Origin of the sequence: Sphingomonas sp. MJ1 (PH-R8) (genome assembly GCF_048058635.1) — a bacterium.
GTDB lineage: Bacteria > Pseudomonadota > Alphaproteobacteria > Sphingomonadales > Sphingomonadaceae > Sphingomonas.
Window position 1 is genome coordinate 50481 of record NZ_JBBEFX010000002.1, and the last position, 24716, is coordinate 75196.

Below are 24716 nucleotides of genomic sequence, written 5' to 3' on the forward strand. Positions count from 1 at the left end.
GACGCATGCGCCGCGCGCCAACCATCCGGCCGATGCTGCGGCTTGCCCGGCGGAGGGCCGGTGCCTAAACGGGCGCCGTCCATGACCCCCGCGCTCGCCCCCATCCGCACCTGGATCTTCGATCTGGACAACACGCTCTATCCGGCGAGCGTGAGCCTGTTTCCGGCGATCGACGCGCGAATGACGGCCTATATCGCGGAGCATCTGGGGATGGAGCCGGCGGCGGCGCGCACGCTGCAGAAGCAATACTACCATGCCCATGGCATGACGCTCGCCGGGCTGATGGCCGAGCATGGTACCGACCCGCACCACTTCCTCGACTATGTCCACGACGTAGAGATGGACGTGCTGGAGGATTTAGGGCTCGCCGCGCGGATCGCGGCGCTGCCGGGGCGCAAGCTGGTCTTCACCAACGGCGACGCGACCTATGCGGCGCGGGTGCTGGACCGCATCGGCCTGGCGGACGCGTTCGAGGCGGTGCACGACGTGCATGCCACGCAATACCGGCCCAAGCCCGATCCGGTCGCCTATCAGGGGCTGTGCGACGCCTATGCGATCGACCCGACGACGGCGCTGTTCGTCGAGGATCTTGCCCGCAATCTCAAGCCCGCCAAGGCGATCGGCATGACCACCGTGTGGATCGACAACGGTTCCGAACAGGGGCCGGGCGCCGACCGCAGTTTCATCGACTATACCGTCGCCGACCTGGGCGACTGGCTCGACACCATCCTGGAGACACCCGCGTGACCGACCTCATGACCACCATCGACACCGCCTGGGACGCGCGCGCGGAGCTTGGCCTTTCCACCACCGGTGCGGTGCGTGAGGCAGTGACCGAGGCGCTCGCGCAGCTCGATGCCGGCACCGCGCGCGTCGCCGAGCCGGACGGCCAGGGCGGCTGGCGCGTCAACCAGTGGCTGAAGAAGGCGGTGCTGCTGTCGTTCCGGCTGAACGACAATGCGGTGATGGACGGGCCGGGTGGCGCCAACTGGTTCGACAAGGTGCCGTCGAAGTTCCGGGGCTGGGACGAGGCGCGCTTCCGCGACGCCGGCTTCCGCGCGGTGCCGGGCAGCGTCGTCCGCCAGGGTGCGTTCGTCGGCAAGGGCGCGATCCTGATGCCGAGCTTCGTCAACATCGGCGCCTATGTCGGCGAGGGGACGATGGTCGACACCTGGGCGACGGTCGGCAGCTGCGCGCAGATCGGCAAGAACGTGCACCTGTCGGGCGGTGCGGGGATCGGCGGCGTGCTGGAGCCCTTGCAGGCGGACCCGGTGATCATCGGCGACGGTGCCTTCATCGGCGCGCGCGCCGAAGTGGCCGAGGGTGTGCGCGTGGGCGAGGGCGCGGTGCTGTCGATGGGCGTGTACCTGGGCAAGTCGACCAAGATCGTCGACCGCGCGACCGGCGAAGTGACGATGGGCGAAGTGCCGCCGTACGCGGTGGTGGTGCCCGGGTCGCTGGGCGGCGGCGAGGGCAAGCCGGCGCTCTACTGCGCGGTGATCATCAAGCGGGTGGACGAGAGCACGCGCGCGAAGACGGGGATCAACGAGCTGCTGCGGGATTGATCGCCGGGCGTTAAGGCGCAGCTGACGTACACTTGTGCTCCCGCGTAGGCGGGAGCCCAGGGCGTCGAGCGCTGGCGTTTGTGGCCCTGGGCTCATGCCTTCGCAGGAGCACGGTTGGTGAGCCAGTATCTACCTCCTCGTACCCCGGCGGAGGCCGGGGTCCAGGTGCGGGCGGCGCGTGAGATGCGGGGAGGTCTCCCAACTGGGCCCCGGCCTTCGCCGGGGTACTGAAAGGGGCGTTACGCGTCTGCGATTCGCGGGATGCCGAGCCTGGGGATTTCGATGGCCGGGCAGGCGTTCATAATCACCTGCAGGCCAGCTGCCTCGGCGCGGGCGGCGGCGGCTTCGTTGATGACGCCGAGTTGCATCCACACCGCCTTGGCACCCACCGCGATCGCCTCGTCCACCGCATCCCCGGCGGCGTTCGAGTTGCGGAAGATGTCGACGATGTCGATCGGCTCGCCGATCTGGGCGAGCTCGCGGAAGACGAACTCGCCGTGGACGTGCTCGCCGGTGATTTGCGGGTTGACCGGGATCACGCGATAGCCGTGGTCCCGGAGATAGGCCATCACGCCATAAGACGGCCGGCTGGGGCGATCGGAGGCGCCGACCAGCGCGATGGTGCGGGCGTTTTCGAGAAGCGTCCGGATGTCCTCGTCGCGGGTCAGCGGCATGCGGTTATCCCTGTTTGCGGTCCAGCCATTCGCCGACGGAAGCGGCAATCTGGTGGAACGCGGTCGCCTCCGGCCCGTTCCCGGCGGCCGGCGGCGTGCCCGCGTCGGAGGCCTGGCGCACCGCCATCGCGAGCGGGATGCGGCCGAGGAAGGGGATGCCGAGCTGGGCGGCCGCAGCCTCGGCGCCGCCCTGGCCGAATGGCTCGGACGCCTCGCCGCAATGCGGGCAGACATAGCCGGACATGTTCTCGACCAGGCCGATCACCGGCACCTCGGCCTTGGCGAACAGGTCGATCGCGCGGGTGGCGTCGATGAGCGCCAGGTCCTGCGGCGTGGACACGATCACCGCGCCTGCCGGCTTGTGCTTCTGGATCATGGTGAGCTGCACGTCGCCGGTGCCGGGCGGCAGATCGACCACCAGCGTGTCGTGGAGGCCCCAGTCGGCCTCTGCCAGCTGGGTGAGCGCACCGCCCGCCATCGGCCCGCGCCAGGCGATCGCCTGACCGGCGGGGACGAGCTGGCCCATCGAGAGGAGCGGCACGCCATAGGGCGTCTCGACCGGCAGCAGCTGCTTTTCGCGCGCTTCGGGCCGGGTGCCCTCGACCGCCAGCAGCTTGGGCTGCGAAGGGCCGTAGATGTCGGCGTCGATCAGGCCGACCCGGCGGCCGGCGCGGGCGAGGGCGATCGCGAGGTTGGCGGCGACCGTGGACTTGCCGACGCCGCCCTTGCCGCTCGCGACCGCGATCAGGCGGCGACCGACGCGCTCGCTGGTCTGGGCGACGCGCACTTCGGCGATGCCGGGCGTGGCGAGCGCTGCGGCGCGGACGTCGGCCTCCAGCGCGTCGCGCGCGGTGGTGGGAAGCCCGGTCACGTCGAGGACGATGCTGGCCCGCGAGCCCTCCACCCGCGCGGTGGCGCGGCCGGCGGCGACGGGGGCGAGGGCGGCTTGCAGGGCAGGACGGTCGGTCATCGCGTCGCAGATAGGCGCGCAGCAATGTCTTGCCACTGTAAATTGCGCTCCGTCCTCCTATAAAGAAGGGATGCGAAGCTTTTCCGGCTGGTTCGCACGCGCCGGCGTGCTCAGGAACGACAACATCAAGGGTCCCTGGGGCGGGCGCGGCGGTTCCGAAGGCGGATCCGGCGGCGGCGACGGCCCGAGCGGCCCGCGCAACCCGTGGAACCTGCCCCCCGACGGCCGGCGCGCGCGCCCGGCGACCGCGACCTCGCTGGAGGATTTCCTGCGCCGCGCACGCGGCGGCGGGGGTGGTGGCGGCAATGGCGGTCGCGGTGGGCCGAGCCTGCCGACCAACGCCGGCAAGCTGTGGCTGATCGGCCTGATCGTGCTGGTGGGGCTGTGGCTGATCACCTGCGTCCATGTGGTGGGCCCGCAGGAACGCGGCGTCGCCACCAGCTTCGGCCGTTACACCGGCACGCTGGATCCGGGCTTCAAGCTGACGCTGCCGACGCCCTTCGCCTCCGTCCAGATGGTGGACGTGAAGGAAGTGCGGACCGAGAACTTCCCGGCGGGCAACCAGCCCAACCTGATGCTGACGGGCGACCAGAACATCGTCGACCTGGGCTATTCGGTGCGGTGGGACATCAAGACGCCGGAGAATTACGTCTTCGAGATCGCCGACCCGCGCGAGACGGTGCGCGCGGTGGCGGAGAGCGCGATGCGCGCCGAGATCGCCAACGTCGAGCTGGACCAGGCGATCGGTGCCGGCCGCATCGGCATCCAGGGCGACGTGCAGCAGCGCATGCAGGCGCTGCTCGACGAATATAAATCGGGCATCCGCATCCTGGGCGTGGCGATCAAGCAGGCGGCGGCCCCGGCCGCGGTCGACGACGCGTTCAAGGCGGTGACGGCAGCGCAGCAGCAGGCGCAGTCGAACCTGAACGACGCGCGCGCCTATGCCCAGCAGGTGATCGAGCGGGCGCAGGGCGATGCCGCGCAGTTCGACCGCATCTACGAACAATATCGCGCCGCCCCCGAGGTGACCCGCCGCCGGCTCTATTACGAGACCATGGAGCAGGTACTGCGCGGCGCGGACAAGACGATCGTCGAGCCGGGCGTGCAGACCTATCTGCCGCTGCCCGAGGTGCGCCGCCGCGCCACCGCCCCGACGACGCCCGAACCGCCCACGCCCGAGGCGATGGAGACCGCACGATGAGCCGCAGCCTGTTCCGCAATCCCGTGGCGATCGGGATCGCGCTGCTGGTGCTCGCCATCCTGGCGGTGAGCTCGATCGCGATCGTGCCGGAGGCCAAGCAGGCGGTGATCCTGCGCGTCCAGCAGCCGATCGCCATCGTCAACCGCTATGAGCCGGGCCAGCCGTTCGGCCGCAGCGGTGCCGGCATCGTGCTGCGTATCCCCTTCCTGGACCGGCTGGTGTGGGTGGAGAAGCGCGTGCTGGCCGTAGAGCTCGACAACCAGCAGGTGCTCTCCAGCGACCAGCAGCGGCTGGAAGTGGACGCGTTCGCGCGCTTCCGCATCGTCAATCCGGTGCAGATGGTGGTGACGGCCGGGTCCGAGCAGAGCGTGGCCGACCAGTTGCAGCCGATCCTGGGCTCGACCCTGCGCGGCGAGCTGGGCAAGCGGCCGTTCGCGGCGCTGCTGAGCCCGGAGCGCACGCAGGTGATGGAGAATATCCAGACGGCGCTTCAGCGCACCGCCGCGCAATATGGTGCCGAGATCGTCGACGTGCGGATTAAGCACGCCGACCTGCCGGAGGGCAGCCCGCTCACCAGCGCGCTCAACCGGATGCGCTCGGCCCGGCAGCAGGAGGCGGTGACGATCCAGGCGCGCGGCCAGAAGCAGGCGCAGATCATCCGCGCCGATGCCGAGGCGCAGGCGGCGCAGATCTATGCGCAGAGCTTTGGCAAGGACGCGGACTTCTATGCGTTCTGGCGCGCGATGGAATCCTATCGCACGACCTTTGCCAAGGGGGAGGACAACGGCGATACCTCGATCGTGCTGTCGCCGAACAACGGCTATCTGCGGGAGTTCCAGGGTCGAGAACGCTGAGGAGACCGTGCCGGGGGGCATTCAAATCAAGTTCAGCATCAAGGACATAGCCTGGGATCGAACGATCCCTGTCGTTTAGAGAGGACCTATCCTAGTGCGTTACGCCTACGCCCTTACCTCTGCGCTGCTGCTCGGCGGCACCGCGGCAGCCTTCAGCTTCCAGCCCCCCGCCGGCGCGCAGACCGCGCAGAACGAGCCCGGCGCGATCGCCAGCACCGCGCCGCGCGCCGGTGCGCCGATGAGCTTCGCCGACCTGGTCGCGCGGCTCCAGCCGGCGGTGGTCAACATCTCCACCACCCAGCGTGTGACGGTGCAGCAGAGCAACCCGTTCGCCGGCACGCCGTTCGAGCAGTTCTTCGGCGGCCCGCGCGGGGGCGGCGCCAGCCCCCGCACCCAGGAAGCGCAGTCGCTGGGTTCGGGTTTCCTGATCTCGGCGGACGGCTATGTCGTCACCAACAACCACGTCGTCTCGGCCGGCACCGCCTCCGCGGTGGTCGAGTCGATCACCGTGACCCTGTCCGACCGGCGCGAGTTCAAGGCCCGGCTGGTCGGCCGCGACGCGGCATCGGACCTGGCCGTGCTCAAGATCGAGGGCGCGACCTTCCCGTTCGTGCGCTTCGGCGATTCGCGCCAGGCGCGCGTCGGCGACTGGGTGGTCGCGATCGGCAACCCGTTCGGCCTGAGCGGATCGGTGACCGCGGGTATCGTCTCGGCGATCAACCGCGTGACCGGCGGCGGCACCTATGACCGCTTCATCCAGACCGATGCCGCGATCAACCGCGGCAACTCGGGCGGCCCGATGTTCGACCTGCAGGGCAACGTCATCGGCATCAACTCGCAGATCCTGTCGCCGACCGGCGGCAACATCGGCATCGGCCTCGCGATCCCGGCCGAGCAGGCCAAGCCGATCGTCGACAAGCTGATGCGCGGCCAGGCGATCGAGCGCGGCTATCTGGGCGTCGGCATCCAGCCGATCGACGAGAACATCGGCGCGGCGCTCGGCCTGCCCAAGGACCGCGGCGAGCTGATCTCGCGCGTCGAGCCGGGCGAAGCGGCGGCCAAGGCCGGCATCCGCCAGGGCGACGTGGTGGTGGCCGTCAACGGCAAGGAAGTGACGCCGGAGCAGACGCTGAGCTACCTGGTCGCGAACACCGCGCCGGGCACCCGCATCCCGGTCGAACTGCTGCGCGACGGCAAGCGCCAGACGGTGACCGTCACCGTCGGCAAGCGGCCGCCGGAGGAGCAGCTGGCGCAGTTCAACCCCGAAGACGACAGCGGCATGCCGCAGGAAGAGGCGCCCCAGGATACGGGCGCGGCATCGCTGGGCATCGGCGTGACCCCGCTCACCCCGTCCATCGCGCGCAGTATCGGCGTCGATCCGGCGGTGAAGGGCGTGGTGGTCACGGGCACCGACCCGTCGAGCGATGCGGCCGGCAAGGGCATCCGCCGCGGCGACGTGATCGTCTCGGTCAACCGGACCCCGGTCGCCAACGCCGCCGACGTCGCCCGCCAGGTGGCGCAGGCCAAGGCGGCCGGTCGCGACCAGGTGCTGCTGTTCGTCCAGCGCCGCGGGCAGGGCATCTACATGCCGGTGCGCATCGGCGGCTGAGCCGGTCCTTCGGATCGCATTGCGGCCCGTCGCTCGCAGGAGCGGCGGGCCGTTTGCGTTTGGGGGGAAATGGTCGCCCTCTTTCGGGCTCCCGCGCAGGCGGGAGCCCAGGGCGGCGGGCGGTGCCGGTTGTTCTGTGGAGCCCTGGATCCCCGCTTTCGCGGGGATACGGGTGATCGGGGGAGGGTTGCCCGGAGTTGCGGGCGTACCCCGGCGGAGGCCGGGGTCCGGTTGGGTTGCCGGCCTTGAGGAGCGTTGCTCTTGTGCGCCGTGGCGGCTCAGGACGGGCGTAGAGACCCTCGCTGTCGTCCCCCAACTGGGCCCCGGCGAACTGGGGGGAGGGGCTCTCCCCTCCCGCCGGCTTACATCACCGAGAGCAGCGACTGGATCTCGACAAAGGCGAAGGCGACGGAGCTGTCGGCGACGCCATAGGGGATGAAGAGCTTGTCGCCGTGGCGCAGCGCGCCGCAGGAATAGACGACGTTCGGGACATAGCCCTCGCGGTCCTCGTTGGCGGCGGCGAGGATCGGCTCGCGGGTGCGGCCGATCACCTTCGAAGGATCGTGCTTGTCGAGCAGCACCGCGCCGATCGCATATTTCCGCATCGCGCCGACGCCGTGGGTCAGCACCAGCCAACCCTCGTCCAGTTCGATGGGCGGGCCGCAATTGCCGATCTGCACCAGCTCCCACGGATATTCGGGCGTGAGCAGCAGCTGCCCCTCGTCCCAATGGGTGAGGGTGTCCGATTCGATCAGGAACAGATTCTCGCCGTCCTGGCGCCCAATCATCATGTACTTGCCGTTCACCTTGCGCGGGAACAGGCCCATGCCCTTGTTGCGCGCCGCGCTGCCGGTCATCGGTACGAGATCGAACGCGCGGAAGTCGCGGGTGCGCAGCAGCTCCGACTGGATCTGCGAGCCGTTATAGGCGGTGTAGGTACCCAGCCACTCCTGCTGCCCGTCGTCATGGGTGAAGTGGACGAGGCGCATGTCCTCCAGCCCCTTGGACTGGGCCTGGGTGATCGGGAAGATCACCGTACCCGACAGCGTCGAGTCGCGGTGGCGGTAGACGGTGACCGCACCGGAGGGCGCCGTTTCCTCGTCGCCGATCGCGTCGGTTGCGGTCGCGAACGGCGGTTCGGGCGCGAGGCGCATCTCGTTCTGGTCGGTGATGATGCCTTCGCGGAAGGCCACCGAGGAGATGTGGCCCTCGCCCACCGCGCGCATCGACATCAGGATGCGCAGGCTTCCCGGCTGCATGCCCGTCTGGTCGAAGTGCGGTACGGCGCTGGGGTTCATCAGCGCCGCGGCGGCATAGCTGTATTCGTGGCAGAAATAGGCGCCGATCAGCTGGCGCTTCTCGTCGCCGATCTGGCTGCCGTCGAGCCCCAGCTGCGCCTCGATCTCGTCATAGCGGGTCATGAACACGCGCCGCGTCTGCCAGTGGCGGGCCTCGAAGTCCTTCAGCACCACCTCGAGCTGGTGGCGGGTCTCTTCCGGCGACATCGCCAGCACGGCGTTGACCATCCGCTCGGTGCGGCTGGGCGTGGTGCCGTTCGACTGCCAGGCGATGTGGAAGGGCCGAACCACCACCCGCGAGGGATCGGCGTGCAGCCGCAGCGGGTGCGTGACCAGATTCAGCATGCGAAACCTCTGGGAAGCCTTCGAATTGCGCGCGTTCGCCCGTTCAGGCGACGGCGCGGCCCTCTGCCACGACCGGGGGGCGCTTTGAAAGACGGGAAATCGCACAGGAGGCGAGTTGCAGGGCAAGAATCGATTCCGCGCCCTGATTCTGGTTCAGACCGTGCGGCATCAGACCGTCGAAGCAGCCGCCGTCCGCACCGGAGGCGAGCGGCAGGTCGAGGTCGTTGACCCCGAGGTACCAGCGATAGGCCTTCATCGCCTCGCCCGCCCAGCGCTCGTCGCCGGTGACTTCGTGCGCGGCGATGCAGGCGTCGATGGTGGCCTGCGCCTCCAGCGGCTGCTGATCGAAGGGCAGCGGGTCCGCATAGGGGCGGTGGAAGCTCTCGGTGCCGACTGCGCGGAAGCGCCCTTCGGGCGAGGTCTGGCGGGCGACGATCCAGTCGAGCGTCTCCAAGCCGACCTGGAGGAGGTCGGGACGTTCCAGCGTTTGGCCGGCGCGGATCATCGCTTCGGGCAGGCGGGCGTTGTCATAGGCCAGCACGATCTCGAACCACTGCCACTCGGGGCGGCGTGCCTCGTGCAGCAGCTCCACCAGTTCCTCGCCGAAGCGGGTGAGGATGTCGCGCGCGAGCGGGTGGCCCGGATAGACGTCCAGCATCGCAGCGGCGCCGAGCATCGCAAAGGCACGCGCCCGCGGGCTGCCGAGTTCCAGCGCGATGCCGGCGGTGGCATCGAACAGCGCGATCGCCCAGTCGCGGTGCTTGCGCGCCCGCGCCTCGCGCGCGGTGACGCCCAGCGCCCAGAGCGCGCGGCCGTTCGAATCCTCCGAACCCTCGTCCTCGCACCAGCTGCGGTCGAAGTTCATGAAGTTGCGGAAGCGCCGCGTGTCCGGGTTCCAGGCGTGCTGGAGGAAGGCTGCGTAGACGCTGGTCCACTTGTCGCGCGTCGCCTCGTCGAGCTCGTCGATGCGGTGCATCAGGATCAGCGCGCGGGCATTGTCGTCGATGCAATAGCCGTGGCGCCGATCCGGGATGGAAAAGATCGAATGCTGGAGCATGCCGGTGGCATCGCTCATCCGCTCGACGGCGGCGATGGTGGGCTTGAGCGGGGCGAGCTCGTTGGTGCGCGGGATGCGGTGGGGGAGGGCCGCGACCGCATCGGCGACCTCCGCCATGGCGCGCTCCGCCAGGCGCGGCCACAGCATCGTGCGGCCATGCGCATAGGCACGCTCGGCAAGCGAATGGCGGGCGCTCGCGTCGCCGAGCAGGCGGTTGATCTCGCGCGCAAAGGCGCCGCTGTCGCCGAACGGCACCAGCACGCCATGATCGTCGGCGAGGATCTCGCTGGCATGCACATAGGGTGTCGAGATCACGACCTTGCCCATGCCCACGGCATAGGAGAGCGTGCCCGAGGTGATCTGCGCGGGGTTGCTGTAGGGGGTGATGTAGAGGTCGGCCGCCTGGAGATAGTCGAGCAGTTCCTCATGCTCGACGAATGCGTCGACGAAGACGACGTTGTCGGCGACGCCGCGGTCGCCGGCGAGCGCCTTCAGCCGGTCGCGATAGGCCTCTCCCTCATGCTCGACGAGGTGCGGGTGGGTGGCGCCGAGCACCACGTAGAGCGCGCGCGGGTGCGCGCCGACCACCGCCGGCATGGCCTCGATCATCGTCTCGATGCCCTTGTTGGGCGCGAGCAGGCCGAAGGTCAGGATCACGTCGCGATCGGCCCAACCGAAGCGGCCCTTCATGGCGGCGGGCTCGACATAGGCGCGATTGGGAACGCCGTGCGGGATCATCACGAGCTTGCGCGGATCGACGCCGTGGACGCGGGTCAGGATCTCGCGACCCTTGTCGGCCATGACGATCACGCGCGCGGCACGGCGGAGCAGGGCATCCATCACCCGACGCTCGTCGGCGCTCGGCTTCTCCAGGATGGTGTGGAGGGTGACGATGACGGGAACGGTGACCCGGTCGAGCAGCGCCAGCAGATAGTCGCCGGCCGCACCGCCGTAGATGCCATATTCGTGCTGGACCCACAGCGCCTTTGCGCCGCTCTCCGCGATCCGGCGCGCAGCCTCGCTATAGGCGGCGCGGTCGTTCTGCGGGATGCTGTGCGTGACCGCGGGCGGATAGGCGTGCAGCCCCGGCCGGTCGTCCATCGCGTAGACGTCGACCTTGAGGTCCGGGAAGCGCTGCTTGAGCGCGTTGTAGGTGTCGGTGGTGAAGGTCGCCAGGCCGCACTTGCGCGGCAGGAAGTTGCCGATCAGGGCGATGTGATCCATGCCACCCGGTGCGGCGATACTCGGCGCCATCCACGTTCCTCACGCTGGAATGGCCGGCGAAACACTCGCCGGCTACAACAGGCAAATGCGTGAGGGGGAAGTTAGTTTCACCGATGGTGCGGTGCAATATCGGAAAACCGACGCAGCAGGCCGGATCGCGCTTCTTTCCTGCTGCGTCGCGTCAGGAACGTCAGCCGCGCCCGCGATAGCCGGGGACGTCCTGCGACGGGATCCAGACGCCCGCGGGCGGCTCGCCCGACTGCCAGAACACATCGATCGGAATGCCGCCGCGCGGATACCAATAGCCGCCGATGCGCAGCCACAAGGGCTTCATCTCGGCAAACAGCCGCTCGCCGATGCCGACCGTGCAATCCTCGTGAAAGGCGGCGTGGTTGCGGAACGAGCCGAGGAACAGCTTCAGCGACTTGGATTCGACGATGGTGGCGTCGGGTACATAGTCGAGGACCAGGTGCGCGAAATCCGGCTGGCCGGTGACCGGGCACAGCGAGGTGAATTCGGGCACGGTGAAGCGCACGCAATAGCGCGAGCCCTCCCGCGGGTTGGGGACATAATCGAGTTCGGCCTGTTCCGGCGATGCGGGAAGCCCGCTGCTCTGGCCCAGATGCTTTGGTGTCATGCGCGCGCATGTAGGGTGCCGACCCCCGAAAGGGAACGGGCGATCCGCCGTCCGATGCCTCAACGGGACGATGCCTCGACGGGACGGGCGGCGATGCGTAGAGCACGAGGCGAGACAGCGAAGGAGACGGCATGGACGCGCTGGTGACGACACACGAACTGGCGGCGCAGCTGGGAAGCCCCGGGCTTCACCTGCTGGACGCGACCTGGTTCGGGACGCTGGGTGCCGAGGGGCGCGACGCGGCAACGGAGTTCGCCGCCGGGCACATCCCGGGTGCGGCCTTTCTCGACCTCGGCCATCTCTCCCAGGCGGCGGTCGAGGGTGCCACCGCCGGCGTCGCCCGGCTGCTGGGTGCGCTCGGCATCGACGATGGCGCGACGATCGTCCTCTATGACGACTCCCCCTATCATAGCGCGGCGCGCGCCTGGTGGCTGCTCAAGCGGTACGGCGTGGCGGCGAGCCTGCTCGACGGCGGGATCGCCAAGTGGCGCGCGGAAGGGCGGCCGCTCCAGACCGGCCATGGCGCGGCCCATACGGTGACGCGCCACCTGCACTTCGATCCGAGCCGGATGCGGACCAAGGCGGATGTGCGCGGGAACCTGGACAGCGGTGCCGAGCAGCTGCTCGACGCGCGTTCGGCCGCGCGCTTCACTGGTGCCGAACTGGACCCGCGCGGGCTGCCGACCGGGCACATCCCGGGCTCGTTCAACCTGCCTTACGGCAAGCTGTTCGCCACCGATGGGACATGGAAGCGGGGCGAGGCGCTGCGCGCGGGGTTCGAGGATTCGGGCGTCGATCTCGACCGGCCGATCGTCACCACCTGCGGTTCGGGGGTGACGGCGGCGGTGCTGGCGTTTGGCCTCCACCTGCTTGGGCGCGATGCGGCGCTGTACGACGGCAGCTGGACGGACTGGGCATCGGACCCGACGACGCCCAAGGCGACGGTGACGCTGTGAGCGGAGCGGGGGAGGGCCGAAACGGGGACAAGGGCGCCGGTACGCGCGTCGTCGGTGCGGGGCGGCGGCCGGAATGGACTCAGCGAATCGTCAACCCGCCGGTGTGGCGGGCGTCGACCATCCTCTACGACACGGTCGAGGAACTGCGCGCCACCGCCGGCCGGGACACCCACCACAAGCTGTTCTACGGCAGGCGCGGCACGCCAACCCAATGGTCGCTGGCCGATGCGCTCACCCAGCTGGAGCCGGGTGCCGAGGCGACGTTGCTCTATCCCTCGGGCGTGGCGGCGATCTCGACCGCGCTGCTGGGGGTGTTGTCGCCGGGCGACGAGCTGCTGCTGGTCGACAGCGCCTATGATCCGACGCGCCACCTGGCCGACGGGCTGCTCAAGCGCTTCGGCATCACCACGCGCTACTACGACCCGATGGTGGGCGCGGGGATCGCCGAGCTGATCGGGCCGAACACGCGCGCGATCTTCATGGAGAGCCCGGGGAGCCTGACCTTCGAGGTGCAGGACGTGCCGGCGATCGTGGCGGCCGCCAAGGCGCGCGGGGTCACTACGCTGCTCGACAACACCTGGGCGACGCCGCTGCTGTTTCCGGCGATCGAACTGGGCGTCGACTATACGATCATGGCGTGCACCAAGTACGTCGTCGGCCATTCGGACGCGATGCTGGGATCGGTGACGGCGGCGCCCGGCAAGTTCGCGGCGCTGCGCAACGCCAGCTATCAGCTGGGCCAGCATGTCTCGCCCGACGATGCCTATCTGGGCTCGCGGGGGCTTCGCACCATGGCGGTGCGGCTCGACCGGCATGGCGAGAGTGCGCTGGCGATCGCGCGCTGGCTGGGCGAGCAGCCGGGGGTCGCCCGCGTGCTGCACCCGGCGCTGCCGGGAACGCCGGGCCACGACATTTTCGCGCGGGATTTCCGCGGGTCTTCGGGCCTGTTCTCCTTCGTCCTCGACGGCGGGGACGAGGCGGCGCGGGCGGCGCTGATCGACGGGCTGGAGCTGTTCGCGATCGGCTATAGCTGGGGCGGGTTCGAGAGCCTGGCGGTGCCGATCGATCCCGAGCGCTATCGCAGCGCCACCCCCTGGCAGGCGGAGGGACCGATGGTGCGGCTGCAGATCGGGCTGGAGGACGTGGACGACCTGATCGCCGACCTCGACGCCGGGCTCGCCCGCTTCCGGGCGGCGCGGGGGTGACGGCGTGGTGAGCCGGCTCGCCGAATTCGGCATCACCATTCCGGGCACGCCGGCGCTCATCGAGGCGCTGTTCGCGGCGGCGCTGGTGTTGCTGGCGCTGACGCTCGGCTGGCTCGCCGGCCGGCGGCTCGGGCCGGGGATTGCCGGCTTCTGGCGCAACCACTTCGACGGGCAGGGCGAGGGGATCGCCCCCCGCCTGTGCCAGATCGCGCGCCATGCGGTGGCCGCCGCGCTGCTGGCGATCGTCGCCGGCAGCTATGGCTGGCACCCGCTGTCGGCGTTCGCCATCGGCCTGGTGCTCGGCTGGACCACCGCGCGACTCGCGATCGACATCTTGCGCGGGCTGCACCTGCCGCGCTGGGCGGCGTGGACGATCGGCGCGGTGATCTTCGTGGGCGTGCTGAGCAATGCGCTCGGCGGGTTCGACAATGTGACCGGCGCGCTGGAGCGGGTCGGCTTCGATGTCGGGCGGCGGCGGCTGTCGCTGCTGTCGCTGGTCTCGGTCGCGGTGGTGGCGGTCGGCCTCTATGCGCTGGTGCGGCTCGCCAACCGGCTGGTCAGCCATTCGATCGGCCGGGCCAAGAGCCTGGACGCGACGCAGAAGCTGCTGGCGCAGAAGCTGGCGGCGATCGGCGCGGTGGTGGTCGCCTTCTTCTTCGGCATCGACCTGCTGGGGATCGACCTCACCACCTTTGCGGTGTTTTCCGGCGGGCTTGGTTTGGCGATCGGCTTTGGTCTCCAGAAGACCGTCGGCAACCTGATCGCGGGCATCATCCTGCTGATGGACCGGTCGATCAAGCCGGGCGACGTGATCGTGGTGGGGGAGAGCTTCGGCTGGGTGAACAAGATCGGCGTGCGCGCGGTCTCTGTCATCACCCGCGACGGCAAGGAGCACCTGATCCCCAACGAAAATTTGATGACGCAGGAGGTGGAGAACTGGTCCTTCACCGACCGGAACGTGCGCGTGCGCATTCAGGTGAAGGTGGGCTATGAAAGCGACCTGAAGCTCGCCCAGGCGCTGATGCTGCGCGCGGCGAGCGAGAGCCCGCGGGTGTTGAAGAGCCCCAAGCCCAATGTGTGGCTCACCAGCTATGGCGACTATGCCGCCGAGCACGACATCCTGGTGTGGATCAGCGATCCCGAAAGCGGCGTCGGCAACGTGCGTTCGGACGTGCTCAACCGGCTGTGGCTGCTGTTCAAGGAGCACGGCATCGTCATCCCGGTGCCCAGGCGCGAGATGATCCTGCGCGATCCTGCGGGTGCAGCGGCGTTTGCCGTCCAAGGTACTGTCGATCCGGATGCGGGTCCGCCGCAGGCTACCCCGGGCCCCGACGCCTGAGCGTGGCAAAAACGGCTCGGCCGGTGCTTGGAGGGAGCCGGGCGCGTGCCTAGATTGCGGGGGTGAGCACCCCCGTCACTGCGCGCATCGCCGAGGGCGTGCTGTCCATCCCCGCCGCCGACTGGGACGCCTGTGCCGGCCCGGGCAATCCGTTCCTGAGCCACGGCTTCCTGGCCGCGCTGGAGCGGTCCGGATCGGTTGGCGGGCGCAGCGGCTGGCAGCCGCTGCCGGTGGTGGTGGACGGGGCCGACGGGCGCCCGGCCGCGATCGCCCCCGCCTATGCCAAGGCGCACAGCCAGGGCGAATATGTGTTCGACCATGCCTGGGCCGATGCCTGGGAGCGCGCGGGCGGCGACTATTACCCCAAGCTGCAGGTGGCGGTGCCCTTCACGCCGGTGCCGGGACCGCGGCTGCTGCTGCGCGATCCTGCCCAGGCGCCGGCGCTGATCGCCGCGCTGGAGACGCTCACCCGCCAGAACGGCCTGTCCTCGGCGCATGCGACCTTCGTCGATGCCGAGGAACTGCCGCGCTGGCAGGCGGCGGGCTGGCTGATGCGGGCGGGGACCCAGTTCCACTGGGAGAACCAGGGCTACGCCGGGTTCGACGACTTCCTGGGCGCGCTCGCCAGCCGGAAGCGCAAGGCAATCCGCAAGGAGCGCGCCGCCGCGGTCGAGGGGCTGACGATCCGCCACCTGGCAGGCGCCGAGATCACCGAGGCGCATTGGGACGCGTTCTGGGCATTCTACCAGGACACCGGCAGCCGGAAATGGGGACAGCCGTATTTGACGCGGTCGTTCTTTCCGCTGCTGTCGGATGCGCTCGGCGAGCGGGTGCTGCTGATCCTCGCCTATCGCGGCGACCGGCCGATTGCGGGGGCGCTGAACCTGGTGGGAGCGGATGCGCTCTATGGGCGCTATTGGGGCGCGGTGGAGGAGGTGCCGTTCCTGCACTTCGAGCTATGCTATTACCAGGCGATCGAGGCGGCGATCGCGCGCGGGCTCCAGCGGGTGGAGGCCGGCGCGCAGGGCGAGCACAAGCTGGCGCGCGGCTATGCGCCGGTCACGACCTGGTCGGCGCATTACCTTCCGGACCCGAACTTCCGCCGCGCCGTCGCCGAGTATCTGCAGCGCGAGCGCGAGGCGGTGGCGCACGAGCAGGAGTATCTGGGCGAGCTGACGCCGTTCCGGCGGGGGTAAGGGCGGCTGAGGCGCCGCTCTGGCGTCGCGCACCCTTATTGCCGCCATCCCGACTGGACCCCGGCCTTCGCCGGGGTACAGTCGCCCTGGTGGCGTCAGGACTCGCGGGTGGGGCGGTCGATGCGGCGGCCGGCGGGGCCGTAGAGGTCGGTGGGCATCAGCGTCGCGGCGCGCTGGCGGTGGTCGATGCGGAACACCGCGCTGGTGCCGTTGCGCCACAGCGGGATCAGGCCTTGTTCCAGCCGCCGGTCATATTTGGGCGGGCGGATCATCCAGACATAGTCGAACTTGTCGCGCGGGAAGCGGTGCAGGGCACCGGCGACCGGGCGCCACCATTCGCGCGGGCACTGGACGTCCGTCACGATCTGCGACGGATCGTGCGAGAAGCCGCGCGCCGGGTAGCGGGTGGTGAGCAGCTGGGCTCCGACCATCGACCATTGGTCGTTGGCATAGGCGAGGCGGCGTTCGAGGGCGATGCCGGGCAGGTGCTGCAGCCGGGTCATCGTCCATTCGTTGTGGCACGTCTCCCCGATGAAGGTGATGAGGCGGGCGCCGACCGGCACGTGCGGGAGCGCGGCGAGCTCCTGGTCATAGTCGCGGTCGTAGAGCCAGTAGCTGGCCGTCGTCGCGCCGATGCGGCCGACGAAGATGGCGAGGCCAATCGCCGCGACGGTCGCGGCATGGCGGATCGACATGCCGGGCTTCGGACGGAGCGCGATCAGCGCGATGCCGAACAAATAGGGCACCAGCCGCATGTCGGCATAGGCGGAGCCGAACACGATGCGGGGCAGCAGGAGGTAGACGGCGAGCAGGAACAGCGCCGACAGGCCCAGGTTGCGCGAATATTGGATGTTCGGGTCGCGCACGCCCTTGAACAGCACCAGGTAGAGCACCGCGAGCGAGGCGATGTCGTAGAGCTGCCAACGGTCGCGCAGCACCATGGTGACCCACTGCATCTTGAGCCGCCAGTTGAACCAGTCGGCGGTCTGACCGCTGACATGGCCCGAGCGCCACAGCAGCATGAGGAGCGCAGGGGGCGCGAGTACCAGGCAGTGCAGTCCGGCGTGGAAGAGGGCGGCGAACCAGTTGCGGCGACGGTCGTGCTCGCGGATCAGCTCGGCCGAGGCGGCAAGCACGCCCAGCGTCCCCCAGCCGAAGGTGTGGGTGAGCCAGATCAGCGCCGCCAGCGGCACAAAGATCACCCCGCGCAGCTTGAGCTTGCCCAGCCGCCCCAGCCGCAGCCACAGCGCAAAGGCGTTGAGGGCCAGCGCCATCGACAGCGCGAAGTTCACGAAGCCGAAGTGGAAGGGGTAGCTGTAGACCAGCGGCAGCGCGAACAGCGCCGTGGCCGGAATGCGGCCGTGCACCTCGCGCGCGATCCACAACAGGCCGACCGCGGTCAGCACGGGGATCGCCATCACGATCAGCTTGACCGCAAGTTCCAGGCCCAGGATCGGCTGGAGGGGCACGATCAGGAGATCGACCCCCAGGTTGCCCATCAGGCTCCAGTGGAAGTTGTACCAGTCGGTGAGCCAGGGCGCAGCGCCGGTGCCGATGGTCTGCTGCACGCGGTAGCGGCCCATGTGGCCGGGCAGGTCGACGAGCGGGGGGATCTCCGGCCACATCAGCGGCACGGCGGCCAGCACCGCCATCGCGAACACGAACCATCGCGTCTGCCACCAGTGTGGCGTTGCCCCATTCCCCTGCATGGGCCCGCTTTTACCCGGCATCTGCCCGGCGGCAAGCGAATGCGCGTCGGCATGCCGCCCGGCGCGCGGCGAAGAGGGGGGCAGAAGCTGCGACATGGGGAGGAAAGGAGCGGGGCCGGCGCGGGTGCACCGGCCCCACGAAGCTCTTAGCGGTCGCGGCGGCCGAGCAGGCGCAGGCGCAGCGCGTTCAGCTTGATGAAGCCGGCGGCGTCGCGCTGGTCATAGGCGCCCTGGTCGTCCTCGAAGGTAACGACCTTTTCCGAATAGAGCGAATAGGGCGACTTGCGGCCGATGACGTGGACGCCGCCCTTGTAGAGCTTCAGCCGCACGGTGCCGGTGACCTTGGTCTGGCTGTAGTCGATCGCGGCCTGCAGCATCTCGCGCTCCGGCGAGAACCAGAAGCCGTTGTAGAGCAGCTCCGCATAGCGCGGCATCAGCTCGTCCTTGAGGTGCGCGGCGCCGCGGTCGAGCGTGACCTGCTCGATCGCGCGGTGGGCGGCGTGCAGGATGGTGCCGCCTGGGGTCTCGTACATGCCGCGGCTCTTCATGCCGACGAAGCGGTTCTCGACCAGGTCGAGGCGGCCGATGCCGTGGGTGCGGCCGAGGTCGTTGAGCTTGGCGAGCAGGCTGGCGGGCGAAAGGCCCTCGCCGTTGATCGCCACCGCGTCGCCGCCTTCGAAGTCGACGGTGATGACCTCGGGCTGGTCGGGCGCATCCTCAGGGTTGACGGTGCGCGAGAAGACATAGTCCGGCACCTCTTCCCACGGATCCTCGAGCACCTTGCCTTCGGACGAGGTGTGCAGGAGGTTCGCGTCGGTGGAGAAGGGGCTCTCGCCGCGCTTGTCCTTGGGGACGGGGATCTGGTTCTTCTCGGCGAAGTCGATCAGCGCGGTGCGGCTGGTGAGGTCCCATTCGCGCCAGGGTGCGATCACCTTGATGTCGGGCTGGAGCGCGTAATAGCCGAGCTCGAAGCGGACCTGGTCGTTGCCCTTGCCGGTCGCGCCGTGGCTGACGGCGTCGGCGCCGACCATCTTGGCGATCTCGATCTGGCGCTTGGCGATCAGCGGGCGCGCGATGGAGGTGCCGAGCAGGTACAGCCCCTCGTAGAGCGCGTTGGCGCGCATCATCGGGAAGACATAGTCCTTCACGAACTCTTCGCGCAGGTCGTCGATGAAGATGTGCTCGGGCTTCACGCCCATCAGCTCGGCCTTCTTGCGGGCGGGCTCGAGCTCCTCGCCCTGGCCGAGGTCGGCGGTGAAGGTCACCACCTCGCACTGATATTCGGTCTGCAGCCATTTCAGGATCACGCTCGTGTCGAGGCCGCCCGAATAGGCGAGCACCACGCGATTGATCTTGTCGGCCATCAGCTCATTCTCCGAAATGCCCTCACCGGGGCCCGCGTGCCGGTGGCAGGGCGGGCCGGCGCTTCTCACGCGGGCAGGTTGCGCGCGCGCTCTATGCCTCGCGCGGCGCTTCCGCAAGCGGTTGGCCGACGGATCGCACCAGCCGCGGGAGCGCGAGGCCGAGGCCGGCGGCGCGGTAGAGGTAGCTGGCGAGCAGCGCGACCCACATGCCGAGTGCACCCCAGGGGCGCAGCAGCAGATCGGTGGCGAGGTAGAGCAGGGTGGCGGCGACGGCGGCGTTGCGCAGGCTCTTGCCGGCGGTGGCGCCGATGAACACCCCGTCGAGCAACCAGGCGGGCGCGCCGACCAAGGGCACTAGGGCAGCGAACGGCAGGAGTGCGGTGGCGTGGGCGCGGACGTCCGGATTGTCGGTGACGGCGTCGATGAGCGGCACGCCGGCGACGTGGATCAGGAGCGCGAAGGCGGCGCCGGCGGCGAGCGTGAACTCGCCCGTGAGGCGGGTGGCGCGCAGAAGCTCGGTGCGGGCGCCGCGGCCGATCGCCTCGCCGATCCGCGACTCGGCGGTGAAGGCAAAGCCGTCGAGCACGAAGGCGGAGACGGAGACGAACTGCATCAGCACGTGGTTGGCCGCGAGCGGCACTTCGCCGAGCCGCGCGCCCGCATTGGCGAACCAGCCGAACAGCACCAGCAACGCAACGGTGCGGACCATGATGTCGGCATTGACGGCGAACAGCCGGCGCAGCTTGTCGCGATCGAACAGCCGCGCGCTGAGGCCGGCGAGGGCGCCGGGGCCGAGGATGCGCAGTGCGAGGAAGATACCCAGCAGCAGCGCGCTCCATTCGGCGCAGGCGGTGCCGAGGCCGACGCCCTGTGCGCCGAGGCCCAGCCCCCAGACCAACCAGATGTCGAGCACGGCATTGACGAGGTTCATCGCGATCTGGAGCAGCAGCGCCGCGCGGGTGCGGCCGAGCCCGAGCAGCCAGCCGTTGAGCGCGAAGACGCCGAGGCTGGCAGGGGCGCCGAAGAAGCGGCCGCCGACGTAGCCGCTGGCCGCCGCATCGAGCGCGCCGCCGCCTGCCAGCAGCGCGAAGACGAGCGGGACCAGCAGCAGCTGGAGCGCGAACAGCACGACGCCGAGCCCGAAGCCCAGCGCCAGGCCGCGCAGCAGCATGGCGCGCACCTCCTCGGTATCGCCCGCCCCCTGCGCCTGGGCGGTCATGCCGGTCATCCCCATGCGCAGGAAGCCGAAGCTCCAGAACAGGAAGTTGATGACGGTGGTGCCGAGCGCGACGCCTGCGAGGGCGGCGGCGTCACCGGTGCGGCCAATGACGACCGTGTCGACCATGCCGACCAGCGGCACGGTGGTCTGGCCGAGCATGATCGGCCACGCCTGTTGGAAGATCGAGGCGCGGGTGAGCGGGGTGGGCGTGGTCATGGGGGTGGGGTGCTATGGTAGAGCGGCCGGGTGCAAGTGGTGCATGGGCGCGCTGCTAAGCCGCCCTCCCTCCCCCGTTCGCCTCGAGTAGCCGTCGAGCTTGTCGAGACGGCGTATCGAAAGGCGGTGGTGGCTCTCTCGATACGGGCTCTCGACAAGCTCGATTCCTACTCGAGACAAACGGGGTGGGAGGTGAGGGTTGACCGGACACCCTGCCCTGATTGCCCCATCGCTCCGTTTGCCCTGAGTAGCCATTGAGCAAAGTCGAGATGGCGTATCGAAGGGGCGCGCGCCACGTGCTTCGATACGGGGCTTCGACGGGCTCAGCTCCTACTCAGCACGAACGGGTGTGGGGGAGGGGCATGATCGTCTGCTTCAGGCGCCAGCCACCTCGTGCAGGCGCTGCTCCTCCTCCAGCATATAGTCGCGGGTCAGTGGCAGGGCGTCGCGCGAACGGGCGAACTGGAGCTGGTAGTTGACCATGCCGCCATAGTCGAAGCTGACCTGAGAGCCGGCGAGATAGAAGGTCCACATGCGGAAGAAGCGCTCGTCGTAGAGGTCGACGATCGCCTGCTTGGCGGCGACGGCGCGGTCGTACCAGTGGGCGAGGGTGAAGCCATAGTGGCGGCGCAGCACCTCCACGTCGGTGAGGAACATCTTGTTCCCCTCATGCGCGCGGACGATCTCCGACAGCGCCGGGATGTAGCCGCCGGGGAAGATGTACTTGGCGGTGAAATGGTCGGTGACGCCGGGCCCGCCGGCGCGGCCGATGGTGTGGAGGAGCATCACGCCGTCGGGGGTGAGCAGCTCGCGGCACTTGGCGAAGAAGGTGCGGTATTGCGGCGGGCCGACATGCTCGAACATGCCGACCGAGACGATGCGGTCGAACTGGCCCTGGACCGCGCGATAGTCGATCAGCTCGAAGCGGACCTTGTCGGCGACGCCCGCTTCCTCGGCGCGGCGGCGGGCGACCTTGAGCTGTTCCTCCGACAAAGTGACGCCCAGCACCTCCGCGCCGGTCTTGCGGTGGAGGTAGAGCGCCATGCCGCCCCAGCCACAACCGATGTCAAGCACGCGCATGCCCGGACGCAGCGCGAGCTTGGCGGCGATGTGCGCCTTCTTGTCGACCTGCGCCTGTTCGAGGCTGACCGCGGGATCGGTGAAATAGGCGCAGCTGTACTGGCGGTCGACGTCGAGGAAGAGGTCGTAGAGCCGGTCCGACAGGTCGTAGTGATGGGCGACGTTGCGCTTCGACTGGCGGGCCTGGTTGTAGCGATCGAGCCGGTGGAGCACGGCGTTGGCGACGAGGCGCATGCCGCGCGCCTTGAGCTTGCTCTCCCCCGCCTCCCAGAGGTTGTTCTTCTTGAACAGCACCAGCAGGTCGCGGATGTCGCCCTGCTCGATCACCAGCCGCCCGTCCATGAAGGCTTCCGCCGCCCCGAGGCTCGGGTCCCGCACGATCGAGGCGAGGACCTTGCGATCGGTGAAGCGGATCGTGACGTTGGGGAAGCCGGGGTCCGGCGTGCCGAAGCGGCCGGTACTCCCGTTGGCATGGTGGACGGTCAGCTGGCCCTTTTGAACGGCCCGCGCGAAGAACATGTCGATCAGTGCCATGGCGGCGAGGCTAATCGTTTCGGGGGCGGAAAGCTACCGCTCGGTTCGATTATACCTCCCGCTCAGTCGGCGAACAGCAGCACGGGCGTTTCCAGCAGCTTCTTGAGTGCCTGGACGAAGCTCGCCGCATCCCAGCCGTCGACCACGCGGTGGTCGCACGAGATCGACACGTTCATGAGCTTGGCGCGCCGGATCATGTCCCCGCCGCGGCCGTCGTCGACGAACACCGGGCGCTCGACGATGCGGTTGGGGCCGACGATCGCGACTTCCGGGCGGTTGATGACGGGGGTGGTGGCGATGCCGCCCAGCGGGCCGAGCGAGGTGACGGTGATGGTGCCGCCGGACAGCTCCTCCGATCGCGCCTTGCCGGTGCGGGCGGCCTCGGCCAGACGGGTGATCTCGGCCGCGAGCTGCCAGACGTTCCTGTCCTGCGCATCACGGAGGACGGGCACCATCAGGCCCGCGTCTGTCTGCGTTGCCATGCCCATGTGCACGCGCCCGTGGCGGGTGACCACGCCGGCCTCGTCGTCATAGCGGGCGTTGAGCATCGGGAAGTCGGGGAGCGTGCGGCAGAGCGCGGCGATGAACAGCGGCAGCAGGGTGAGCTTGGGCCGGTCGCCGCGGTTGGCGTTGAGGTCGGCCCGCATGGCTTCGAGCGCGGTTACCTCCACCTCCTCCACATAGGTGAAGTGCGGGATGTGGCGCTTGGACGCAGCCATGTTGTCGGCGATGCGGCGGCGCATGCCGATGACCTTGATCGGCTCGTCGTCGCGTGCGCGGCTGGCGTGGGGGGCGTGATAGCCCTGGGACTGGCCGTAGCGGAGATGGGCGTCGAGATCCGAGTGGCGGACGCGGTCGGATTCGGTGCGGACCTGTGCGAGGTCGATGCCGAGATCGCGGGCGCGGGCGCGGACTGCGGGGGAGGCGAGGATGGGGTGCTTGTGCCCTTGCCCCTTTTCGTACCCCGGCGAAGGCCGGGGCCCAGCATCGGTGTCCTTGGTGGCGGGTGCTGCGCTTTCCTCGCGGGCGTCTCCCAACTGGGCCCCGGCCTCCGCCGGGGTACGATCAGAAGAAGGGGAGGATGACGCATCTTCCCCCTCGGGCGGGGTGAGACAGGCGGGGGTGGCGTCCGTCGCGACTTCCACGCCGGGGTTTTCCGCGACGACGGTGTCGCTCTCGGTCTCCGCCTCGGTTTCGATCACCACCAGCGTCGAGCCGATCGGGATCGAGGCGCCGGGTTCGCCAGCGAGTTCGATCACGATGCCGGCGACGGGGCTTTCCATCTCGACCGTGGCCTTGTCGGTCATCATGTCGGCGATGCGTGCGTCTTCCTCGACGCGGTCGCCGATGGCCACGTGCCAGGCGACGATCTCCGCCTCGGAAATGCCTTCGCCGATGTCGGGCAGGCGGAAGCTGAAGCGTGCCATCAGGTCCTCATCACTTTCTTGAGCGCTTCGCCGATGCGGACGGGGCCGGGGAAATAGGCCCATTCCAGGCTGTGCGGATACGGCGTGTCGAAGCCGGTGACGCGTTCGATCGGCGCCTCCAGGTGGTAGAAACAGCGTTCCTGCACCAGCGCCGACAGCTCGGCGCCGAAGCCGGAGGTGCGGGTCGCCTCGTGCACAATCATGCAGCGGCCGGTCTTCTTCACCGACGCCTCGATCGCCTCGATATCAAGGGGCACGAGTGTGCGCAGGTCGAGGATCTCGGCATCGACGCCGGCTTCCTCGACCACGGCCTGGCAGACATGGACCATGGTGCCATAGGCGAGGATGGTGAGCGCCTCGCCCGGGCGGACCACCGCCGCCTTGCCGAGCGGGACGCGGTAGTAGCCGGTGGGAACGGTGGCGGCCGGATGGCCCGCCCAGCTTTTGGCCGGCCGGTCCCAATGGCCGTCGAACGGGCCGTTGTAGATGCGCTTGGGTTCGAAGAAGAGGACCGGGTCGTTGTCCTCGATCGCGGCGATTAGCAGCCCCTTGGCGTCATAGGGGGTGGAGGGGATCACCGTCTTGATGCCCGACACGTGGGTGAAGATGCCCTCGGGGCTCTGGCTGTGGGTCTGGCCGCCGAAGATGCCGCCGCCGAACGGCGAGCGCACCGTCATCGGCGCGATGAACTCGCCGGCCGAGCGGTAGCGCAGGCGCGCCGCTTCCGACACGAGCTGGTCGAGGGCGGGATAGATGTAATCGGCGAACTGGATCTCCGGGACGGGCCTGAGGCCATAAGCGCCCATGCCGATCGCGACGCCGACGATGCCGGTCTCGGTGATCGGCGTGTCGAAGACGCGGGTCTTGCCGTACTTCTTCTGGAGCCCGGCGGTCGCGCGGAACACGCCGCCGAAATAGCCGACGTCCTCGCCCATCACGATCACGTCCGGATCGCGCGCCATCATGACGTCGAGCGCGGAGTTGATCGCCTGGATCATGTTCATGGGCGCGGTTTCGCCCGGAGCGGAGGTGTCCGC

Annotated in this window: 20 protein-coding genes; 9 read left to right on the forward strand and 11 right to left on the reverse strand. The window is 69.2% G+C overall.

The features are described 5' to 3' along the window. Positions 1 to 81: 81 nt before the first annotated feature. Complete coding sequence (locus VPH46_RS01925; RefSeq protein ID WP_416608424.1) at positions 82 to 747, forward strand: pyrimidine 5'-nucleotidase; 666 nt, start codon at positions 82 to 84, stop codon at positions 745 to 747. Next, positions 744 to 1565 (forward strand): 2,3,4,5-tetrahydropyridine-2,6-dicarboxylate N-succinyltransferase, encoded by an 822-nt coding sequence (gene dapD, locus VPH46_RS01930; RefSeq protein ID WP_416608426.1) that lies wholly within the window; start codon positions 744 to 746, stop codon positions 1563 to 1565. The genes VPH46_RS01925 and dapD overlap by 4 nt, the downstream gene beginning before the upstream one ends. A gap of 239 nt (positions 1566 to 1804) precedes the next feature. On the opposite strand, the gene VPH46_RS01935 is transcribed toward dapD, so the two are convergent. Then, complete coding sequence (locus tag VPH46_RS01935; protein WP_416608428.1) at positions 1805 to 2239, reverse strand: CoA-binding protein; 435 nt, start codon at positions 2237 to 2239, stop codon at positions 1805 to 1807. 4 nt (positions 2240 to 2243) lie between these two features. Next, the gene (locus VPH46_RS01940) at positions 2244 to 3209 is read right to left on the reverse strand and encodes an Mrp/NBP35 family ATP-binding protein (protein WP_416608430.1); all 966 of its coding nucleotides are present in this window, start codon (positions 3207 to 3209) and stop codon (positions 2244 to 2246) included. Between the two features lie 70 nt (positions 3210 to 3279). Between VPH46_RS01940 and hflK the strand changes: the two genes are divergently transcribed. From hflK to VPH46_RS01955, 3 genes are all read left to right on the forward strand, one after another. Further along, the gene (hflK, locus tag VPH46_RS01945; RefSeq protein WP_416608432.1) at positions 3280 to 4410 is read left to right on the forward strand and encodes a protease modulator HflK; all 1131 of its coding nucleotides are present in this window, start codon (positions 3280 to 3282) and stop codon (positions 4408 to 4410) included. Next, the gene (gene hflC / locus VPH46_RS01950; RefSeq protein WP_125961841.1) at positions 4407 to 5264 is read left to right on the forward strand and encodes a protease modulator HflC; all 858 of its coding nucleotides are present in this window, start codon (positions 4407 to 4409) and stop codon (positions 5262 to 5264) included. The genes hflK and hflC overlap by 4 nt, the downstream gene beginning before the upstream one ends. A 94-nt stretch (positions 5265 to 5358) precedes the next feature. Beyond that, positions 5359 to 6873 carry a Do family serine endopeptidase gene (locus tag VPH46_RS01955; RefSeq protein WP_132882328.1) on the forward strand — a complete coding sequence of 505 codons (1515 nt, stop codon included), beginning with the start codon at positions 5359 to 5361 and terminating at the stop codon, positions 6871 to 6873. A 362-nt stretch (positions 6874 to 7235) separates the two neighbouring features. Here VPH46_RS01955 and VPH46_RS01960 read toward each other — a convergent pair whose 3' ends face one another. The 3 genes from VPH46_RS01960 to queF all read right to left on the reverse strand — a co-directional run bounded on the left by VPH46_RS01960 (position 7236) and on the right by queF (position 11434). After that, the gene (locus VPH46_RS01960; RefSeq protein ID WP_416608435.1) at positions 7236 to 8516 is read right to left on the reverse strand and encodes a glycoside hydrolase family 130 protein; all 1281 of its coding nucleotides are present in this window, start codon (positions 8514 to 8516) and stop codon (positions 7236 to 7238) included. Between the two features lie 43 nt (positions 8517 to 8559). Then, positions 8560 to 10827 carry a glycosyltransferase gene (locus VPH46_RS01965; RefSeq protein ID WP_416608437.1) on the reverse strand — a complete coding sequence of 756 codons (2268 nt, stop codon included), beginning with the start codon at positions 10825 to 10827 and terminating at the stop codon, positions 8560 to 8562. A 160-nt stretch (positions 10828 to 10987) separates the two neighbouring features. Further along, positions 10988 to 11434, reverse strand: coding sequence for a preQ(1) synthase (gene queF / locus VPH46_RS01970; RefSeq protein WP_125961835.1), 447 nt, complete (start codon positions 11432 to 11434; stop codon positions 10988 to 10990). Positions 11435 to 11565: 131 nt separating this feature from the next. Between queF and VPH46_RS01975 the strand changes: the two genes are divergently transcribed. From VPH46_RS01975 to VPH46_RS01990, 4 genes are all read left to right on the forward strand, one after another. After that, positions 11566 to 12390 (forward strand): sulfurtransferase, encoded by an 825-nt coding sequence (locus VPH46_RS01975; RefSeq protein WP_416608439.1) that lies wholly within the window; start codon positions 11566 to 11568, stop codon positions 12388 to 12390. Further along, a complete protein-coding gene (metC, locus tag VPH46_RS01980) occupies positions 12387 to 13595 on the forward strand; it encodes a cystathionine beta-lyase (RefSeq protein ID WP_416608441.1) in 1209 nt (402 codons plus the stop codon). The genes VPH46_RS01975 and metC overlap by 4 nt, the downstream gene beginning before the upstream one ends. A gap of 4 nt (positions 13596 to 13599) precedes the next feature. After that, positions 13600 to 14934: a mechanosensitive ion channel family protein gene (locus VPH46_RS01985; protein ID WP_416608443.1), complete on the forward strand. Its 1335-nt coding sequence runs from the start codon at positions 13600 to 13602 to the stop codon at positions 14932 to 14934. Between the two features lie 62 nt (positions 14935 to 14996). Then, entirely contained in the window at positions 14997 to 16130 is a 1134-nt protein-coding gene (locus VPH46_RS01990) for a GNAT family N-acetyltransferase (protein WP_416608445.1), read from the forward strand. Positions 16131 to 16225: 95 nt separating this feature from the next. On the opposite strand, the gene VPH46_RS01995 is transcribed toward VPH46_RS01990, so the two are convergent. From VPH46_RS01995 to VPH46_RS02020, 6 genes are all read right to left on the reverse strand, one after another. After that, on the reverse strand, positions 16226 to 17839 hold the full coding sequence (locus VPH46_RS01995) for a hypothetical protein (RefSeq protein WP_416608447.1): 1614 nt from the start codon (positions 17837 to 17839) through the stop codon (positions 16226 to 16228). A gap of 146 nt (positions 17840 to 17985) precedes the next feature. After that, positions 17986 to 19203, reverse strand: a complete 1218-nt coding sequence (locus VPH46_RS02000) for an argininosuccinate synthase (protein ID WP_317892699.1) — start codon at positions 19201 to 19203, stop codon at positions 17986 to 17988. Positions 19204 to 19294: 91 nt separating this feature from the next. Further along, a complete protein-coding gene (locus VPH46_RS02005) occupies positions 19295 to 20638 on the reverse strand; it encodes an MATE family efflux transporter (protein WP_416608449.1) in 1344 nt (447 codons plus the stop codon). Between the two features lie 375 nt (positions 20639 to 21013). Further along, positions 21014 to 22252: a class I SAM-dependent methyltransferase gene (locus tag VPH46_RS02010; RefSeq protein WP_416608451.1), complete on the reverse strand. Its 1239-nt coding sequence runs from the start codon at positions 22250 to 22252 to the stop codon at positions 21014 to 21016. Positions 22253 to 22314: 62 nt separating this feature from the next. Continuing rightward, entirely contained in the window at positions 22315 to 23679 is a 1365-nt protein-coding gene (locus VPH46_RS02015) for a dihydrolipoamide acetyltransferase family protein (RefSeq protein ID WP_416608453.1), read from the reverse strand. Further along, a complete protein-coding gene (locus tag VPH46_RS02020; protein WP_416608809.1) occupies positions 23679 to 24683 on the reverse strand; it encodes an alpha-ketoacid dehydrogenase subunit beta in 1005 nt (334 codons plus the stop codon). The genes VPH46_RS02015 and VPH46_RS02020 overlap by 1 nt, the downstream gene beginning before the upstream one ends. Positions 24684 to 24716: the final 33 nt, after the last annotated feature.

Bases quoted from the DNA above. Each gene is read 5' to 3' on its own strand.
- VPH46_RS01940 (WP_416608430.1), bottom strand. From the start codon at position 3,209: ATGACCGACCGTCCTGCCCTGCAAGCCGCCCTCGCCCCCGTCGCCGCC.
- VPH46_RS02005 (WP_416608449.1), bottom strand. From the start codon at position 20,638: ATGACCACGCCCACCCCGCTCACCCGCGCCTCGATCTTCCAACAGGCG.
- VPH46_RS01975 (WP_416608439.1), top strand. From the start codon at position 11,566: ATGGACGCGCTGGTGACGACACACGAACTGGCGGCGCAGCTGGGAAGC.
- VPH46_RS01965 (WP_416608437.1), bottom strand. From the start codon at position 10,827: ATGGCGCCGAGTATCGCCGCACCGGGTGGCATGGATCACATCGCCCTG.
- VPH46_RS01995 (WP_416608447.1), bottom strand. From the start codon at position 17,839: ATGCAGGGGAATGGGGCAACGCCACACTGGTGGCAGACGCGATGGTTC.
- VPH46_RS01925 (WP_416608424.1), top strand. From the start codon at position 82: ATGACCCCCGCGCTCGCCCCCATCCGCACCTGGATCTTCGATCTGGAC.
- VPH46_RS01935 (WP_416608428.1), bottom strand. From the start codon at position 2,239: ATGCCGCTGACCCGCGACGAGGACATCCGGACGCTTCTCGAAAACGCC.
- hflC (WP_125961841.1), top strand. From the start codon at position 4,407: ATGAGCCGCAGCCTGTTCCGCAATCCCGTGGCGATCGGGATCGCGCTG.
- VPH46_RS02010 (WP_416608451.1), bottom strand. From the start codon at position 22,252: ATGGCACTGATCGACATGTTCTTCGCGCGGGCCGTTCAAAAGGGCCAG.
- VPH46_RS02015 (WP_416608453.1), bottom strand. From the start codon at position 23,679: ATGGCACGCTTCAGCTTCCGCCTGCCCGACATCGGCGAAGGCATTTCC.
- VPH46_RS02000 (WP_317892699.1), bottom strand. From the start codon at position 19,203: ATGGCCGACAAGATCAATCGCGTGGTGCTCGCCTATTCGGGCGGCCTC.
- VPH46_RS02020 (WP_416608809.1), bottom strand. From the start codon at position 24,683: ATGAACATGATCCAGGCGATCAACTCCGCGCTCGACGTCATGATGGCG.
- queF (WP_125961835.1), bottom strand. From the start codon at position 11,434: ATGACACCAAAGCATCTGGGCCAGAGCAGCGGGCTTCCCGCATCGCCG.
- hflK (WP_416608432.1), top strand. From the start codon at position 3,280: ATGCGAAGCTTTTCCGGCTGGTTCGCACGCGCCGGCGTGCTCAGGAAC.
- VPH46_RS01960 (WP_416608435.1), bottom strand. From the start codon at position 8,516: ATGCTGAATCTGGTCACGCACCCGCTGCGGCTGCACGCCGATCCCTCG.